Annotated in this window: 16 protein-coding genes; 3 read left to right on the plus strand and 13 right to left on the minus strand. The window is 50.8% G+C overall.

What is annotated here, in order from left to right:
- The first annotated feature begins 60 nt into the window (after nt 1-60).
- The gene (locus FHS16_RS04700) at nt 61-414 is read left to right on the plus strand and encodes a c-type cytochrome (RefSeq protein ID WP_183559335.1); all 354 of its coding nucleotides are present in this window, start codon (nt 61-63) and stop codon (nt 412-414) included.
- Between the two features lie 57 nt (nt 415-471).
- Here FHS16_RS04700 and FHS16_RS04705 read toward each other — a convergent pair whose 3' ends face one another.
- The 11 genes from FHS16_RS04705 to FHS16_RS04755 all read right to left on the minus strand — a co-directional run bounded on the left by FHS16_RS04705 (nt 472) and on the right by FHS16_RS04755 (nt 14,765).
- Complete coding sequence (locus FHS16_RS04705) at nt 472-699, minus strand: hypothetical protein (RefSeq protein ID WP_183559337.1); 228 nt, start codon at nt 697-699, stop codon at nt 472-474.
- 62 nt (nt 700-761) lie between these two features.
- Nucleotides 762-1,160, minus strand: a complete 399-nt coding sequence (gene acpS / locus FHS16_RS04710) for a holo-ACP synthase (RefSeq protein ID WP_183559339.1) — start codon at nt 1,158-1,160, stop codon at nt 762-764.
- Nucleotides 1,161-1,236: 76 nt separating this feature from the next.
- Nucleotides 1,237-3,318 (minus strand): CopD family protein, encoded by a 2,082-nt coding sequence (locus FHS16_RS04715; RefSeq protein ID WP_183559341.1) that lies wholly within the window; start codon nt 3,316-3,318, stop codon nt 1,237-1,239.
- 9 nt (nt 3,319-3,327) lie between these two features.
- Nucleotides 3,328-4,389 (minus strand): DUF4198 domain-containing protein, encoded by a 1,062-nt coding sequence (locus FHS16_RS04720; protein WP_183559343.1) that lies wholly within the window; start codon nt 4,387-4,389, stop codon nt 3,328-3,330.
- Nucleotides 4,390-4,681: 292 nt separating this feature from the next.
- Nucleotides 4,682-6,052: an MGH1-like glycoside hydrolase domain-containing protein gene (locus FHS16_RS04725; protein WP_183559345.1), complete on the minus strand. Its 1,371-nt coding sequence runs from the start codon at nt 6,050-6,052 to the stop codon at nt 4,682-4,684.
- A 6-nt stretch (nt 6,053-6,058) separates the two neighbouring features.
- Nucleotides 6,059-6,949: a carbohydrate ABC transporter permease gene (locus tag FHS16_RS04730; protein WP_183559347.1), complete on the minus strand. Its 891-nt coding sequence runs from the start codon at nt 6,947-6,949 to the stop codon at nt 6,059-6,061.
- 15 nt (nt 6,950-6,964) lie between these two features.
- Nucleotides 6,965-7,867 (minus strand): ABC transporter permease, encoded by a 903-nt coding sequence (locus FHS16_RS04735; protein WP_183559349.1) that lies wholly within the window; start codon nt 7,865-7,867, stop codon nt 6,965-6,967.
- Between the two features lie 27 nt (nt 7,868-7,894).
- Nucleotides 7,895-9,577 (minus strand): type 2 periplasmic-binding domain-containing protein, encoded by a 1,683-nt coding sequence (locus FHS16_RS04740; RefSeq protein WP_183559351.1) that lies wholly within the window; start codon nt 9,575-9,577, stop codon nt 7,895-7,897.
- Nucleotides 9,578-9,703: 126 nt separating this feature from the next.
- Nucleotides 9,704-10,750: a response regulator transcription factor gene (locus FHS16_RS04745; RefSeq protein WP_183559353.1), complete on the minus strand. Its 1,047-nt coding sequence runs from the start codon at nt 10,748-10,750 to the stop codon at nt 9,704-9,706.
- The gene (locus FHS16_RS04750) at nt 10,725-12,572 is read right to left on the minus strand and encodes a cache domain-containing sensor histidine kinase (protein ID WP_183559355.1); all 1,848 of its coding nucleotides are present in this window, start codon (nt 12,570-12,572) and stop codon (nt 10,725-10,727) included. Before FHS16_RS04750 ends, FHS16_RS04745 begins: the two co-directional genes overlap by 26 nt.
- A 561-nt stretch (nt 12,573-13,133) precedes the next feature.
- On the minus strand, nt 13,134-14,765 hold the full coding sequence (locus FHS16_RS04755; RefSeq protein ID WP_183559357.1) for a hypothetical protein: 1,632 nt from the start codon (nt 14,763-14,765) through the stop codon (nt 13,134-13,136).
- A 151-nt stretch (nt 14,766-14,916) separates the two neighbouring features.
- On the opposite strand from FHS16_RS04755, the gene FHS16_RS04760 reads away from it, so the two are divergent.
- Nucleotides 14,917-16,083, plus strand: coding sequence for an SGNH/GDSL hydrolase family protein (locus FHS16_RS04760; RefSeq protein ID WP_246431592.1), 1,167 nt, complete (start codon nt 14,917-14,919; stop codon nt 16,081-16,083).
- A gap of 88 nt (nt 16,084-16,171) precedes the next feature.
- On the opposite strand, the gene FHS16_RS04765 is transcribed toward FHS16_RS04760, so the two are convergent.
- A complete protein-coding gene (locus FHS16_RS04765; protein WP_183559360.1) occupies nt 16,172-16,516 on the minus strand; it encodes a DUF3243 domain-containing protein in 345 nt (114 codons plus the stop codon).
- Nucleotides 16,517-16,837: 321 nt separating this feature from the next.
- On the opposite strand from FHS16_RS04765, the gene FHS16_RS04770 reads away from it, so the two are divergent.
- A complete protein-coding gene (locus FHS16_RS04770; protein WP_183559361.1) occupies nt 16,838-17,056 on the plus strand; it encodes a YczO family protein in 219 nt (72 codons plus the stop codon).
- A 58-nt stretch (nt 17,057-17,114) separates the two neighbouring features.
- Here the strand turns inward: FHS16_RS04770 and FHS16_RS04775 are convergent, their stop codons facing one another.
- Nucleotides 17,115-18,305, minus strand: coding sequence for an MFS transporter (locus FHS16_RS04775; protein ID WP_281378996.1), 1,191 nt, complete (start codon nt 18,303-18,305; stop codon nt 17,115-17,117).
- Nucleotides 18,306-18,353 lie beyond the last annotated feature (48 nt).

Consider the following 18,353-nt stretch of genomic DNA (forward strand, 5'->3'; position numbering starts at 1 on the left):
CCACCTTGATTAGTCCATAAATTCCATATTTATGAAATTTTGAGAGGAATGATATTATTTATGATTCACCACATTTCGAAAGCCTCCTTTGCTTATTTTGTTCCCTTTATGCTCGTACTCGCCTTAGCAGGCTGCGGTAGCAGTGAAAAATCAGCAGATGACGACAAAAATGCGCTTGACGGACCTGGCGAGGTCGTCTCCGTGTACAAAGCCAACTGCGTAAGCTGTCATGGCACCGGACTTCAAGGCAGAGTTGGACCTGCAACCGATCTTCGCAAGGTTGGAGTCCGGATGAGCGCTGCGGATATTGCTCAGCAAATCGAAGAAGGCGAAGGCTCGATGCCAGCCTTTAAGGAACGCTTGAGTGCCGAAGAAATAGCAGGTCTATCCGAATGGCTCGCAGGCAAGAAATAAAAATAAGGATACCGAAGCAGCTGCGCCGCTTCCGGTATCCTTTTTAATAGCTATCGTCTAATAGCCGATGTGGTGACCGTTTATTTTGGGAGAATTCATGAAATGAAGGGCTGACTGGCCCGCATAGGTCCAGTGCGTTTCACCCATCTGCGGATGCAAGGGAAACAAATCGCCCTGCATCAGTACCAGGTCACCGCCCCAATCATCCGTATAAAGGCCTTCGTACTCGACCCATTGCCCCGTCTTGAAACGGCGTTTCGTCTTCTGATGACGCTGCTCCTTCATGCCAGGTGATCCCCTCTCGACAAGCCGACTTGGTATATTACATTCCAAGTATAGGCAAAAGGTTACTCCCTTATCCTCTCTACCACCGCAAAAGCAGATGCCAGCTTCCGCTCATGCGTAATCGTCACATGAATTCGCATGGCATCCTGCTCCAAGCCAAGGCGTTCCCACGCCCCAGCAGAAAGAAAGCATTCCGGTTTGCCGCAGCTTCCACGCAATATCGAAATATCCGTAAAGCCTATTACTTTCCCGATCCCGCAGCCAAATGCTTTCACGACAGCTTCTTTAGCTGCAAAACGGCCCGCTGTAAATTGATGAAGCCGCTCGCCGGAATATTCAGCTGCAAGATCGCGTTCGCCCGCTGAGAGCACGCGTTCCAGAAACCGTTTGCCTGCGCTCCCCTTCAGCACTTTAGCCATTCGCTCGATTTCAGATAAATCATGTCCGATGCCGATGATCATGCTAACACCCGCCTTTTCCCTGAAGGTGACATTAGCAGATGCTTCTTATGAAGTCAAGCCTTACGCCAACGCTCCTTTAAGGATGCTGATGCACATCTCCGAATGACCGTTCGTAATGAAATTTATTGCCTTCTCCATCCTCGATGTCTATCTTGATTAAGCTATTCTGGTTCGCTTCGATAAATGCCCCAGCTGCCCGGTACGTGTATTTGGTAAAACCGGGATATTCGAACAGCTCCTCTACTTGCGGCTGCAGCTTGAGCGGGATCGGCAGTTGACCGCTAATACCGTCAACGGAGACGACTGCTTTGGCCGACACGGGCGCATCCTGGCCTTCGGGAAGCCAAACATCAAGCCTCGCCGATTGTTCTTTCGACTGCTCATTGTCTGTAATACGCATGCTCATATGCGCTTTATCACCCATCACATGCCAATAAATCGGCTCACTCGGCGCCGAAGCACTCTCCGCAGGCGGCGAGGTTGACGATAGCCAGCCGGCTGCGACAAACAATGCAACCGCAAGCAGCACCTCCGCCCGGATGCCGATTAGCAGTCCCCTCCTTGCTTCCGGCTTAGAGATTCGCGGCATGAATACAAACATATGAAGCGCTGCGATAACAAGCACAAGCAGCATTAAACAGGTTTTCGCGACGATCAGCTTGCCATATGCGGTGCTGAACAGCTCCCCCCATGCAGACAGCCTCGCCGAAGCCAGCCAAATTCCGCTTAACAGCACGAGAAGCATGCTTGGCAGCGCCCACGAGGAGAAACGCACAGCCGCTTCGTTCAAACGCTCCCCCGCCCTCTTCTCAAAGGTCAAAGCGAACAAACCCGCAAGCCCGCCGAACCAAATCGCCGCAGCCGCCATATGGAAGACATGCGCCACGATTGCAGTCGAAGCACCAACTAATGAGGCGTAAGCATGACCCGTTAATGGAAAGCTCGCAATTAGGGCAGTCGCCGCAACAAACTTAACGGGATTCGCCCATATTCGTTCTTTGCTTGGGGCAAAAGCAAGCAGCAGCAGGAGAAGAGCCAGCGCTGGCCTGAGTATCGCAACTTTGCCGATCATGGAACCGCTGGCAATCGTATAGAGGGAAACACCGCCGAATTGCTCGGATAACATGGATAACCGCGTTAACCCTGTAATGACCCAGACAAAAACTGCCGCAGCAATAATGATCCGCTCGGCGTGAAGGGAGAAACCAAAAGGCGGCTTTGCCTCATCCTCTCGCCACATTGCATATCGGAAAAACAAAATGCCAAGCAAAAGCACGCTTGTCAAAATATCAAGCACACGCAGCGCGACCATGCTGCCATGCCCGCCTTTATGCTCATGCTCGCCTGCTTCCGCATGGCTGCTGCCGCCGTGCTCACTGGTGCCGCTCGCGGCTTCCTGCAAAGGCGGGTTTTCCGCGCCAGCTTTAGCTTCAGTCGCCTCATCTTCCGGAGGAGTGCTGGCACTTCCATCCCCCGCACTCCCGCTCCCTTCATCCCCATCGTCTAACTCAGCTGGCAATTCAGTTGCTGCCGGACTGCTTGCGGCCGATTCCGAATCGACAGGAACGGCAGTCGTGGCATCCGTTTCCTGCACAGCTGCCGAAGGCGGCGTTGCAGCTGTCGGCTTAGGCGTGCTGCTCGGTTTTGCCGTAGGCTTCGGTTTTGCCGTAGGCTTCGGTTTAACTGTGGAAGCTGGCTTAACTGTTGCTGCCGGACTATCGCCTGATCCCGTATCCGTGCTTCCTTTACCGCCGCCGTCCAGCGAGGCCGTATCATCAGGCTTCGCATGCTCCAGCTTGGTGCCGACTGCGAATTGGAAAGAGCCGTCCGTAATGTGGGAATCAAGCGAAAGCACCTGCCAGCTCACTTCATAAATGCCGTCAGTCAGCTTAGGAATGGTATAAATAAGCGTTATGTCCGCATCGCCGCTTAACACGCCGGCAGTCTCGGCACCGTTGTCAATTCGTTTCAGCGTTACATAGCTGAGCTTCGTATCAATCTTTTCCGTGAAAGTAAGTCGGATTGCCGGCGGTGCCGCGGTCAGCTCCGCATCCGAATAGGGGGTCGATTGCGCAATGTAGGCATGCGCCGAGACTAAGCTCGGCAAGCATGCCCACATCACCATAAGAACCATTATGCATTTCAATGCCTGTTTCATCGTTCAGCCTTATTTCGTGTAAATCGCAACCGCAGCTTGATTTCCGCCTACCGCAGGGAAATATTCAACGGCAGCGCCTGCCGCTTCAGCTGCCGAGCGGAGGGATACCAATCCTTTGCCTTGATATGCTGCGTCTACATTTTTCTTGATAAAATCCGCATCTACCTTTGTCGTTCCTTGATCAATGGCAAGGCTGCTCGCTGCCGCAACGCTTCCGTTGACGTAGACGAGCGGTTTAACCGATGATGCCGTACCCGGCAGCTTAATCGATTTATTCTGAACGGTGAAGGTCAGAGTCGCTTCGTAATTCGTTGTGCTGTATTCGCCTTCCTTTGCTTCCGTCGTGCTGGGCTTGGCACGAACCAAGTAATAATCGGCAGCCCCCGTTTTAAAGGTAACGATGCCTTTCGCATCGGTTTTCAGCTCCGTCGCTTCCGAATTGCTGCGGCGAATGACGTCGACAGCCGTGTCCGCAAGCGGTTTGCCTTTCAATAGCAGCTGGATCGACACCGCTTCGTCCGGCGTCACTGCCGCTGGGTTAAATCCAGGCACGAGCTCTGCACGGTCAGGGCTAACTTGCTTAGCAAAGCCTTTAAGCGCGCTTACGCGCTCAATAACCGGAATGTCGCTGACCGCTACGAACGATTTCGCACTGCGAAGCGTGCGGCTTGCAGCTTCCGCACCTTTGAACACGCTATCCGATTCCGTCGAAATAATATAAGCGCCTGGAATGCTTGATTTGAAGGATGCTACAAAATAGTTGTTAAGGGCTGGCGTTTCCGCCGTTGCCGGCTCTCCCGCATAGAAGCGAGTGCCCGTTATATCCGACTTCACACCGGATGGCGTCGTTACGAACACTTTAGAAGTGCTCCCCCATTGCCCGTCGATCCGATAGCTTTTATGCTCGTTTGAGTGGTTTCCGTACATCATCTCCACATAGGATACTTGATTTGGCGCTACGATCGGCGCACTCGTCTGTGACCATCCGTCATGGGCAAATACCGGGACTGCCGCGCCAAACGTTAATACGGCCGCAAGAGCAGCGCCCACTAATTTCTTTTTCAACAACATGATAAAACAACCTCCATCGATTTGGATTAACTGTCCAAATTGTATCAATGGAGGTTGCTTTGCGCATGACTCGTTAGAGCTATTGAGCTGTGAACGATGTGTGAAGGCCTTCATGCCGCATCGCGCTGAGCGAGAAAAGTTCGAATTTCTCCGCTGCTAGCGGCTTGCTTATGAGGTAGCTCTAGCCTAAGAAATTTATATCAGCAAAAAAAGCATACAGCCGCCGATTATCGGCCGCACTGCATGCTTCCTCCGTATTCCATAAGGCTCATTTCTCTAAATTCACTGCTCCCTATGAGATCGAGACGGTATGCGTCTCTCCAGGCGCAACCGCAATCTCCGCATACACATACGGACGGCCAAGCTTATCATAGGCGCTTGCGCTTTCGATTATTTCACCATTATGACGCAACTCAATCGGAGCTTCAGCCGTCTTATGGAACACCGCCCGCCATACAAGCGCTTCGCCAGAGAGGCTGGTGAATGCGCTAGACGTTGTGCCGGTATGCTTCACGCTAACCATTCTTCCAAGCACGGGAACCTGCGAGATTTCCGCCCAAGCCAGCTCCTCGGTCAAGCGCGACACCGTTGCTACTGTTGTGCCTCCATCCGCTGAAATGCCCATAAGCTCGGAAACGACCGCACCTACCGCAGAATAGGACACTTCGGGGTATTCTCGACGATCGAGCGCTGGGTCCATCAACGCCTTCAGGCTTCGCAAGCCCTCGCCGTCTTCGCCGCACCGATAATACGTCTCCGGCAAATAGGACATGCCCTCCACATTGGAGACGCCTTGCTTATGCATCTTGCGAAGCGCGCCTTCCCGCTTCTCTTTATCCGCAATCGCTTCGTAATAGAGAGGCAGAAATTGCCCCTCGCCGGACTCTGCCGCGAAGAAGCCGCCATCATGTCCCAGGGCAACGAAGAAGCAGCCGCCTTCTTTATCCCACCATTGCTGTTCAAGTTGCTGGCGGAGATGTGCCGACTTGGCCGAGTATTCAGCATAAAGCTCGTTGTTACCCAGCTTTTTTTCCAGTTCGGCATAGGCTTGATAGCCTGCGATCATAACCGCGATCAAATCGGCCCCGATCTTCGGATAATCCCCAGCCTCGTTGTAGCTCGCAAGCCCTCTTCGTCCATAGGAAGCGTAGTACTCCGGAATGCCGTCGCCGTCTTTATCCCATGTCTTCACGTACTCCGTCACCGACAAGCGATAGAAGTTTTGCAAAACCGGATCTTCCAGATAGGAGCGGTCACCCGTCCACAAATATTGCCGGTAGCAAGCCTCAATCACGTCAAAGTTGGCAGGGAGATTGTACCAGAAGTCATCGTCATTCTCGTAATCCACCGGCGCTGGCTCGTTATCGCCCGTGATCTCCCAGTAGGTGCAGTAATCTTTGCCCTTGCTGATATTCTCGGCAAAGCGCTGCATCATATTGCGTGTGTGTGCCTGCAGGCCCAGCACGGAAGCGCCCATGCTTTGATGGGAAATATCCCGCATGCAGAACGCTTCTCTCCCGGGCAAAGCCCCTTCATACCAAAGGCCAACGGGATCGCTGCCGTCATGTGCGTAAGCCAGCGCCTGTCCCTTCGCCCATTCAAATCCTTCGTTCAGCGCCTCATCATTTGAGCGGAACGTTATCTTGCTTGAAGCCATATTCATCACCGTTTATCCTTTCACAGAGCCGATCGTCAGGCCACCAATAAAGTATTTTTGCAGGAACGGATAGACAAGCAGAATCGGCACCGTTACCAAAATCGTCGTTGCTGCGCGCAGCGTCAGCGGAGATAAGCTGTTGAATTTCTGGTAGATCAATTGCTGGTCCATAATTTGCTGGGAAGCTTCAACCTCCAGAAGCAGACGCCGCAAGTATACCTGCAGGGTATCGAAATGCCCGCTGGAATTATACAGAATGACATCGAACCATGAATTCCAATGCCCCACCGCGGCATAAATGAATACGGCGGCGAACACGGGGAGCGACATCGGAATTACGAGCCTAATATAGATCGTAATTTCCGTTGCCCCATCCAGTCTCGCGGATTCGAACAGCGCTTCCGGCAGCTCCGAAATATAAGAGGCCATAAGCAGCATGAAATAGGCGCTGATCAGCGTAGGAATCCAGTACACGTTAAAGGAGTCTGTCAGCCCAAGCTTAACCATCAGCAGGTAAACCGGGATGAGCCCTCCGTTAAAATACATGGTAACGAGGAACAGGATGCGCATAAACTTGCGCCCGGAGAAATGCCGGATGCTTACGATATAAGCAAGCAGTCCCGTCACGAACAAAGCGGTGGAGGTACCCACAATCACGCGCAGCACCGACCAGCCGAAGCCTTCAAGCAGCTTATGGTTTTGCGATAGCAGGACATAGGCATCCAGCGAAAATTTCCTTGGGAAAATATAAATTCCGCCCCGTGCGGCATCTGCCCCATCGTTTAGGGAAAGGGCCAGCAAATTCAGAAAGGGATAGGCGACCATTGCGCCAAATAATAGCAAGACCGTAATATTCAAGACATCAAAAACGCGTTCAGATACCGGTTTGGATCGTGTGTTCATCCTGTAGGCTCCTTTCTAGAATATCGAGGTTTGCATCAATCGTTTCGACAGCCGGTTCGCGAGCACCACCAGCGTAAGCCCGATTAAGCTTTTCATTAAGCCGACTGCCGTACCGTAGGAGTAATTGCCAAGCTGCACGCCGAAACGGTAGACATACGTATCAATAACCTCATGATAATCTCGGGTCGTTGGGCTACCCAGAAGCAATTGCTGCTCGAAGCCTGCATTCAGGATGCCGCCGAGCGCCAGGATGAACAGAAGGACGATCGTCGCCCGTATCCCTGGCAGGGTAATATGCCATATGAGCCCGAAGCGTCCCAGCCCATCGACTCTTCCCGCTTCATATTGCTCGCGGTCGATTCCCGCTATTGCGGATAAATAGATGATGGAGCTAAAGCCGATTTCCTTCCATAGGTTGCCCGAGGTAATAATAGCCCAAAAATATTTTCCTTCACCGAGAAACAGGATTGGCTCCTGAATGAAGCCAAGTCGCTGCAGCAGGTCGTTTATGATGCCGTCGCTGCCAAGCAGCGTAAACAGAATGCTGGCTACCACAACCCAAGAGATGAAATAAGGAATGTAGGACAACGATTGTATCGTTTTCTTAAACGCGCGGTTCTTTACCTCATTTAATAGCAAGGCCAGAATGATCGGCGCCGGGAAACCGATACAAAGGTTCAGTAAGCTAATAACGATCGTATTGCGCATAATCATCCAGAAATCAGGCTCTTGAAAGAAGCGGATAAAATTGTCGAAGCCGACCCAATTGCCAAACAGCGTCTGGCCGGGAATATAATTTTGAAAGGCAATGATTAAGCCGTACATGGGAAAATAAGCAAATAGCAGCACCCACAGGATAATCGGCAAGCTAAGCAGCCAAATTTGTCTCTCTCTGGAAAAGCGTCTAAGGTAGTTCATGATTCGGCTTCCCTCCAGCTCTTCGGTTTATTTCAGCAAAGCCATGTTCTTTTTATATTGCTCCGTGCGGTATTTCTCGATATCGGCAAGGCCGATCTTAACCGCTTTTTCCCGCAGCTCGTCGAAGTTCTTGACCGCTTCCGCCTCGGACTTGGACATGACTGCCTTCGCAAAGCCGGTTTTGATCAACTCTTCGATTTGCTGGTTTTTAATCGTAAGCGGATTGTCATTCATAAAGCTCACGCGGCGCTCTGTGCTGTCGTAGATCGAGTCGCCAACATTTTCATGCATAAGCTTTTTCCATTTGTCATCCTGAATGAAGTTCTGGTCATACCAAGCCGTGCTCTTCTGGTCATCGCTGAGCAGACCCTGAGGATAAGCCAGCCAGAACGAATTGCTGCCGTTGGCGGCTTCCGTTTTCTCGAAGTCCAGCTTGCCGTCAAGAAGCGACTGCTTCGTCGTTTCGCTAAACGACCATTTGCCGCCCTCTTCATAGTTCCAGTATGAATCCTCGATATTGGGAATACCCCAGCCAAGCAAGCGCGTGCCCATTGGCGTCATCATAAAATCAAGGAATTTAATGATTTCTTCCGGCGACTGCGCTTTATCCGTCAATACCGTGTAGTTCCAGCCATGCGTGTCCTTCGGCGACAGGTAAGCCTTCTCCGCACCCGGCGCTTTAAAAGCAATCTGTACGTAACGCTTGTCCTCTTTATAATCAGCATCCGTTTTGAGCCATACTTCATGTCCGGCATTCCATGATTGCCACCAAGGACCGATATGCCCTGCAATTCTTTCACTTGAAAATTTAATTCTCCAATCGTCGAACTTGTTGACGAACGCATCCGGGTCCATCATGCCGTCAAGGAAAAATCGGTTGTAATAAAGGACCGCTTGCTTGCCTTCGTCCGTATTCAGCCAGTGGGTCAAATTGTTATCGGCATCCTCTTTGTAGCCATCCTTCAGTCCCCAGAAGCCAAGCGCATTGTTGATGTTCACATCGGAATTCCATGAAAGCGCGTACGTTTTCTCGCCGTTCGCGTTAGTCGGATGCTTCGCCACCATCTGCTTAAGCACGTTGTAGTAATCCTCAGGCGTTTCGATGGCGGGAGCGCCGAGCTCCTGGTACCAATCCCAGCGGATATGGGCCGTAAAGTCCGGAATCGGCAGATAGCCCCAACCGCGTGGAATGCCCCACAGCTTGCCGTCTTCATCAAGGTAGGACTCGTAACGAGCGCCGAGCTCTTTTTTGATATTGGGTCCGTATTGATCCACGAGCGGAGCCAAATCCATAATTTTGCCTTGAGCCTTCCACTGCGAAATCGCGGAATCGTCCATGGCGGCGATGACCTCCGGGTAATCGCCGGATACGAGCATCAAATTCAGCTTTTCCTTCGGATCTACGTCCAAAGAGCTTCTCGTGATATCCACGTTAAACTTCTCCAGCAGATAGGTATGAAAGGCTGCTTGTTTTTTGTTTATTTTGTCGGGATTGCCCTGATCAGCCTGATAGAAGTGAATCTTCGTTGTTTTAGCCGGAAGCTCCCAGCCGAACTCGTTTACCGTACCAGCCGCAGCTGTATTCCCTGGCGTTCCTTCTCCTGCTTGCGGAGTGCTGCCGACGTTGTTTGTGTTCTTGCCGCTGCATGCTGACAGAGTCAGCGCGGTGCTTAACAGAATGGCCATCAGTGTAGCCGCTTGCCGTTTCATAAGATGAATCCCCCTTGTAAAAGTTGTGCTTGCCCATTCATTGTAGTCAACCGGGAATTCGAATAAAATGGCATTTTCGTCGCGTGTATGTCGTTTTCATTATCGATGTTAGCGGTTTCATAACTCTCATAAATGCTGCATGTTTTTTCGATACTCCGACGGCGACAAGCCAATCTGCCTTTTGAACCGCTTCGTAAAATGAGGATAATCCGGGTAGCCGCAGCGCTGGCCAACCTCGTATGTTTTCAAATCGCTATGCTCCAAAAGCGCCTTGGCATGCTCCATCCGGATATGCGTAAGGTAGGCAATATAAGACATGCCCGTCTCTTCCATGAGCATATGATAGAAGTGCGTGGAGGAAATGCCGAGCGGGGCAAGCACCTTCTCCAAATGGAGCTCGGAATCCGAAAAGTTCGCCTTAATATATTCAATCGCTTGATGGATCACGCCGCGCTTGCCCCAATTTCGCTTATCCCTGATTTCATTCAGCAGGCCCTCCAGCCAACCCGCAAAAGAGCCCAAGGCTTGTTCATAGCTTTGGCTCTCGTAAGGAAATTCCCACGCTTCGTGCGGGAATTGCGGCTGCAGCCGGTTGCGGATCAAGGAGGCCGCATCGCGCAGCAGCGATATGCGTTCATCCTGCATGACCCCATTATCGTCCATCAGCCCAAAGAGGCGGTTCATCTCTTGACGCATGCCCGGCTCATTGGCAATCCACAGTTCATGGCCGATCCGCTCTGCCGCCGAGCTGATCGGTGCGATTAATTGATTTTTAATGATGGCAGTCTGTCTGGATTTCATAAAATGCTCGAATCGCTTGGCTACCAGCCCGAGCACCTGCTCCGGCTTCATCGGCTTCAGAATATAATCCACGACGCCATGCCGCAGCGCTTCCTGCGCGTATTCAAACTCGCCGTAGCCTGACAAAATAATAATATCCATATCATGGCCATCCTCACGCAGACGCTGTATGAGCTCGATGCCATCCATAACCGGCATGCTGATATCGGTTATAACCATATGTGGCAGCTCGCGCCGAGCTATTAGCAGCGCTTCCTCCCCATCAGAGGCTTCCCCGATGATTTGGTAGCTTGCGTTCGCGCCAGTCAAAATTTTATATAAGCTTTTCTTGCTCATCGCTTCATCGTCAACGAGAAGAATTCGGTAGTTCATGGCCGTCTCCTTTGCTTCCATCATGATGGTGTTCTAGCTTGACGGGCAACAAAATATCAATACTGGTACCGTCTGCGCCTGATGCGGCGATGAACAGCCCATAAGGCTCTCCGAACAGCAATCGTATTCTAGTATGCACGTTCAGCAATCCGATAGACTTTTTATTTTCTGACGAGGGCTTGTGCTCCATCAGCTCCTTGATAGGCATATCGAACAACTGATTATAGGAGTCAAGCACCTCATCCGTCATGCCCTTGCCCCCGTCCTCCACGGTAACCAAGCAGCCATCAGCCGTCTCCGTAACGGATACGCGGACGTAATTCGGCGGTATTTTATGCTTTTGAAAGCCGTGCTTGAAGCTGTTCTCCACGATCGGCTGCAGCATGGAACGGACGGACAACACGCGGTTACCCAGCTCCGGCTTCAGCTCAACCGAATAGGCCAATGATTCATAACGCTCGGCTTGAATGGATAGATACGCGTCGATGTGCTGCTTCTCATCCCATAAAGTAACCCTATCATTCGGATTTTGCACATTGTAACGGAACATATCTCCAAGAGATACAATCATGCGGCTGATTTTGTCATTTCCTTCGACAATCGCGCTGGAGTTGATGAATTCGAGTGTATTGTACAGGAAGTGGGGATTAATTTGGGCCTGCATCGCATGCAGCAGCGCCTCCTTCTGCTTCACCTCGAGTTCTTTTTCCCTAAGCTCCGATACGTGAACGATCTCGACCAGCCTTTTGATTTCCCCCACCATCTTATTGAAGCCGCGGTAAAGGCTGCCTATCTCGGCATTCTTGTTCTCCGGAGCACGTGCGCTAAGCTCGCCCAGCTCTGCCCGCTTCATCAATCGCAGCAGCGTTAGCAGGGAGTTGCTAAGTGAGTACATGACTGCGCTTGCAACGACCATGACAAGAAAAAATAAGAATAATGAAACGAACGTAGATATTCGGCTTACCTTCAGCAGCGAGGAATTGAGCTCATCGAGGAGAACCTCGGAGAACAAGGTTAGCCCGGTACTGTCGGAGCGGAAAAATACGACCAGCTTGTTTCCTTCATCCGTAGGCATCGTAAATGTCCCGCGACGCTGGTCTCCCATTTCCATGAGGTAATGCTCCGGTATGCTCGTTTCTGCTCCGTAGCCGCTCGGATGATAGGCTGTTTTCTGCTCGGGATCAGCGATCCATATATAGCCTGTTTTGCCGATCCGGACATTCTGGGTAATGTTAATCACTTCATCCAGCTTCAAATCGACGATCAGCATGCCCCTATCCTCATCGCCATAATTCAAGCTGCTGAATTTGATCGCCATCGTGAGAAAGGTTGGGCCCTCCTCTTCGTGCTCCAGTCCCATAATGACAAACTTGCCTATGTCCTTCATCCGCTTATCATAGATAGCAAACCTTCGTTCTGCCGACATAAAGCTGGAGGTGGAGACAGCAATGCCTTTGCCGGAAACCAGCGAAACGCCGTGGATATCCTCTCTATTGGTCATAAGGGGATTCAGCAGTTTGCGCTCTACCTGCTCGGACAGCCTGAAGCGTTCAAAGGAATCCGCCATCCTCCCGTTTAAGAAATCCGAGGTCAAGTCATTGACCAGAACCGGGTACATTAACCGCTGGATCTCCTTAAAATACGTGTCCAAATGATCATTTACCTGATTCACTAACTGGTAGCTTGAGCCGATCGCATTCTCCTTAATTGCTTTGTATGATTTCTCATACCAGAACTGGCCAAGCAGCGGAAGCGGCACATATAGCAGCAGCATTAAAAAAATAATTTTCTTCTGAAGCGAAGCATTCATGAAAAATCCCATATCGTCTGCCCCTTTTGCCATCCATAGCTATGAAGTTATGCTACCCATTATAGTGGATAAATTAGAGGACGAGACCGATTTAAGTTTACACCCTGCGATTGATCATGATTTTGACATAAAACTGATGATTATGACATGGATGATGAATGGGTGGATGAGATACCAAATACCATTATGAAAATGACATATTGAGAGTGCGGTCTACAGCAGCGCTTCAAAAATAAACGAAAATGAACGGATATTGTCTTCGTTATTTTCTCTAAAACTTTTATTCATATTCGCAGTCGTACTACTGGGGCTAGCTTCAGTTCCGCTTGTCGGCTCTGCCCTGCCGGGAGAAATATCGTACAGCAGCGGCGCAATCGCATTCACTCGTTACACTGGATTAGAAACGTTTAACGGGAGTGCCTGCACGCCGCATTCACCAAACCGTTACACCAGCAATGGAGTGCGGCTCAAGATGCATTTTGACACATGGATTGTCCGGTCTTTTTTTCTTTTTTATGCAAAAAAAGAGCAGGTTATCTTTTCGATAACCTGCTCTTTTTCTTTAATTCCTTTTTATATCGTATATTGCGTGAAATCGACGGCTTGCCCGTTTATATTTCTTTCTGCGCCGCCATTCCCATCCATATCAAGCATAAGTTCGACATGATCGCCGGTTATATAGCGTACATTCAAGCTATCGACTGCAGACCATTCCGGCTTTCTGCTTCTAGCCGCTGATGCGAATGCCTCAAAGCCGTTCAAGCCCCTGAGCTGCGCTTCCTCCGCGCCGATTACCTCGATAACAACACCATTATGCTGCCCGCTGCTTGACACGCTGACCCTGTCAGATTCTCGTTCAAGCTCGCAGGGTTGCATGCTGTAAACAACAAAGTATACTTGCTTCGACCGACCAAGCAGCATGCCTGGCTCTTGCAACCATTCGATTGGCGGCAATATGCCGCATATACGATCCAATGTTCCATTTGGGATAGAATAAAGAGCCATAATCGTATTTCTGTAAAATAAAACCTCTGAATGCCCCGTTTGATGCCTCGGGTCTTCCTTTGCATTCAAATCCGAAGGATGGAAGAAATAAGCTTGGTTCACGCCGGCCTGCTTGCTTAAAGGCAGTGAAATGTCCCAGCGATGCTGCTCGTTATCGAATTCCGAGGAACGCTCCCACATGCCTCCTGCGGCATAATCATTCGTGATATACGCATAGCTGTGAAGCGTTGAAGCGCCTGCTTCCGCTTGCTTCGCAATGCGTTTTTTGACCTCTGCGGGCTCCGTGCGATTCATCGCTATGCTTCGCGTCCCTGATGATGCCTCATAAAACAAAAAACCGGCATATTCGGTTCTAGGCATCACGGCAGGCAGTGCGAAATCACCGAATTGCACATAGTCATGCAGTACATTGCTATCCAGCGGAATATCATGTCTCTGCGCACGGCAATGGGCGCCGACAAAAGCGCCCTTCAAATAGAAGCTCGCCCGTTCCAGCCACAGAAAATCCAGCATGTCGGCCAGCTCTTGCTTTATGGATCGGTCATTTATCAATTGCCAAGCGCATGTAAAGGCTTGCACCCAGTGCCAGAACCAAGGCAAGCTATTGTACTCAGACATGCCTTGGCTGCGAATATGGGCAAGCGTACGCTTCAGATTGCGAGCTCCGTCCTCAAGCAGAGCGCTGTCATCGAACAGTTGGCCGAATATAAGCTTGGCGGATGTGTACTTGGCGTCATGGTGGCCGAAAACATTGGTTTGCAGATAGAACCTGCTTTGATAGACATGCTTCAATGCAGAAGCGAAAGCTTCCTGCAGCGGCATGCTTAACCGAGAGCCGTAGCGGTTAACAAAATAAGCCATCAGGCTCCCCATCAGCTCAACGGGCAGAGGATTCGGAGCAGCTTCGCGCGGATCGGCGCCTAGATTCAGCGGCCAATGACCGTAGGTGGCGCTGCCTTGCTCCTTGTCCTGTAGATTTAGAACCGCAAGCAGCACGGCCTCAGCCGTTTGCTTAGCAGCTGCCGAGCCGATTGAAACTTGTCCCTGCTGATTTTCTGCTGCGGCAAAGAGATAGGACGCATAATAGAAGTTATCGCGGATATCGTGATGGAACCAAAGACCGCTGCTTAACACGGGAAGCTGCTGCGCTGCTGCTGCAATTCGGAGCATGATCTCATTTTGCCTAGCTATATAGCTCATTGTTCAGTTCCCCTTCCATGGCATCGTTTTCTTCTTATCATATCTAATATGGCTAGCCTTTGAAACCTCTCGTTGTGTTCCCTATCAAATCATGATAGGTTGAAAGAAATGATCCCTTTAATCCGAAATACATATATAGGAGCTGAAGTCATTGCTTAAGGAATGGACATCACTAACCGCACTATCAAGTGCAGCTAACTTTATGTGGAGGCCGGAGCACAAAACAACCATAACCTTCCGTACCTATATTCGTCCCCGGGAATTCGGCCAGCTTCCAATAAAGCTATGGCATAGCAACACGGTCGATTCGACTTGGGCAGACGGCTCTGAATCGAGGGCTAACGATCATGGAGGGCGTTGGCGCATTGAACAATGCGTCGTCGCAGATGGCGGTCCTCTACCGGACGGAAGTATGATTGCGGGCAGCGAGCGCACCCTAACGTTTGAGGGAGAAACCTCGCGAAATGTGGAGCAGGGCGAGCAGTTCTGGAGCGACTCCGTCACGGTTCATATACCCGACCAACATTTTCTGGCATTCAGCTGGACCATAACGATAGATGGCCCGATGAACGGGCTTCCCTATAATACAGAGAGCTTGCTCGCAAGCGCCTATGAGGCGGAAGGCGGCCATGCTGCGCAAGCCGCGGGAGAAGGCTTCGTTCCGGCAGGCAACCGTCAAGTGCTCCCTTCCCTGCTCGTCTATAAGAAACCGGTATCGAAGCATATCGTCTTTCTCGGGGACTCTATTACGCAAGGCGTCAGGACAGAGCAGGACGGATACGCCTTCTGGGCAGCAAAGATCGCAGCCGGACTCGGTCCGGAGGTTGGCGTCTGGAATATAGGAAGCGGCTGGTCCCGCGCATATGATCTGACTAATGAAAGCGCCTGGCTATCCAAAGCGAAGCAGGGCGACGAGGTTGTGATCTGCCTCGGCGTTAATGATATCGGCACGGCCAATCGCAGCGCGGAGCAATTAGTTGCCGATCTCCGCTCCGTTATTAAGCAGCTGCAAAGCAATAAGCCAGGCTGCAAGCTTTGGTTATGCACGCTGCCGGCTTTCAACTTTGAGGGTGGCCAGGAGATTGTGTGGCGTACCGTCAACGACTGGATCCGCCATACAGCCGCAGACAGCGTGTCAGGCATCTTCGACATCGCAAAGGTGCTTGGACAGCCGGAGCCGCAGGACCAGCTCGTACAGGCGGCGTACATGAGCCCGAATAACGATCCGCATCCGAATGGACTAGCCGGCACTGCTGTAGCCGATGCTTTTCTTGCCTGGTACAAGGGCCAAAACAGTGAGTTCGTTTCTTCCGACTAGATCAACCCCTCACAGAACGTGCTTCAAAAAACAAAAGGCTGTCTCCTGGGTTAATAAACCCTCGGAGACAGCCTTCTTTATCTCTTGCTTACGCCTTAGCTTGAGCCAGCTTCACGAGCAGATGGGACAGCTTATGCTGCTCTGCCTCGTTGCCGACCTTCCATAGCTCCTGCAGCAGCTTTTCTTCCCGGTTGCGCGGCTCCTCGTGCTTTGCCAGATAACCGGCTACCTTCTGTGCGACCAAAGCCAACTGCTCCTCGTTTAAGCCGATATTCTCGGCAAGCTCGATTCGTTTGGCAAGATAACCTTTGAATTGTTCGAAGTTTTGCAAAATCTCTTCCTTTTTATCCGAGTCCATCCGATCCAATGTTTGATCGATTTTTCCGATCTCCAGCTCTCCATCTTTATCCACGACATGGTTGATTTCTGACATATAACTTCCTCCTCGTATGGTAAATTTGGTATCGGTCTATTTATACCCCTTCAAGGTGAGAACCAAACATGGCATGGCGAATAGAAGCTAATCAAGCAAGTCAATGACAGCTGCAAGAGCAAGAAACGGCTGAACTTCACCGGTCTCTCTCATCTATCGAGTGAAATCGAGTTTCGACTATTTTCTGCACAGCATTGTACTCGCCGATTAACGAATCCAACAAAATAAAATAAGCATGTAATTCATGGGACATTCAATTGTTTGGCTAGCTCGCCGTTTGGGTAATTAAATCATAAATTCGATAAAACGAGGTGAGCAAGCATGAATGAATTCGAGAAGGATGCAGACGGCGTTTCGAGGAAAGGCAAGCGTGACCATCCCGAGCAGTACCCCACTGAGAACGAAAGCTTGTTCGATAAATTCAAGAGCCAGCAGACAGTCGATCCGATTCCGGTCGAGGATTTGAACATCCAGGTGAAAGACGAGAAGCGCAAAGAAGAAACGAAGCAAAGCTCCTCAAGCGAGAACAAATATAAGTGACCGGCATGGTGAAAAGGACGCCTCTAGACAAGGCGTCCTTTTGCCGTTCAAATAGGCTTCATGCCGCTTCTTCCGTCCGTTCCTTCGGACGAAAGCGGAACCCAAGCATCGCGAAAGCAAGAAAAGCGGCTCCAAGAAACAAGAAGATGCTGTGCAACGATAAATAACGGATGCCGTAACCGCCAAGCGTCGGTCCCATGATGCTGCCAATGCTGAAATGAATGGATGCAATGACGTTCGCTGCCGGCATGATGGAACGCGGCAATATATCCGCCGCATACGCCAAACCGAGTGAATAGAACGACCCCACCACACCACCCGCGATTGCGAATAAGACAAACAATAAAGCCACGTTGCTTCCTGCCGCAGGCACAGCGAAAAATACCAGCGACCCTATGATGCCGCAAGCGATCAAGATCGGCTTGCGGCCAATTCTGTCACTCCAAATGCCAAGCGGCAATTGAAGCAGCAGGCTGCCTGCCCCGAATGCGAGCAGCAGCAGGGAAATCCAGTGCTGGCTAAGCTCGATCCGCAAGCCATAGAGCGGGAAGCTGCTGTTCATTGATGCTTCCATCAAGCCGTACAGAAAACCTGGGATCAGTACGAACCATGCGACGCGGTACGTTCTAACGAAACGGTTCTCCGCTGCGGCGTCGCCGACATGGCGCTCAGGCAGCTCGTTCTTCATGCGCAGTACGAGTAAAAGCACGACACTGAAGAAACAGCAGGAAACAACAAACGGAACCGCCCTTCCCAGCGGAAGCAAATTGATGCCGAGCGGTCCTAGGCTAAAACCCAGTCCGTACGCCATCCCATATAAGGAAATATACCTTCCTCGCTTATTCGCGGGACTGGAGCTTACGATCCAGAGCTGAGTCGCATAATGCAGCGAACTGTCGCCCACGCCGACCAGCATCCGAAGCATAAACCATACCGACAGCGAATGGGTGAATGGAAATAAAAGACTGGCGAGCGTCACCAGCGCGATTCCGGCAATGATTACATTTCTGTAGCCAAAACGAAGCACCGGTTTCTCCACGAAAAACATTGTACAGAAAATGCCAATATACATCGCAGCCGAGTTAATGCCATTAAGATCGGAGGAAATGCCCGAATCCTCCAGCATAATGGATAGCAGCGGAAGCAGCAGTCCTTGACTCATTCCCGCAATTACAACAACAAGCAGCAGCGTAATTAAGCGGAAACGAAAAGAGGAAAGCGAAGCTGAAGCAATAACACTAGGTGACAAGACTGTCGCACTCCCTGCTTAAACAATTCATCTATTTTCTCCTTACAC

It is taken from the genome of Paenibacillus endophyticus (assembly GCF_014192395.1).
Classification (GTDB): domain Bacteria; phylum Bacillota; class Bacilli; order Paenibacillales; family Paenibacillaceae; genus Pristimantibacillus; species Pristimantibacillus endophyticus.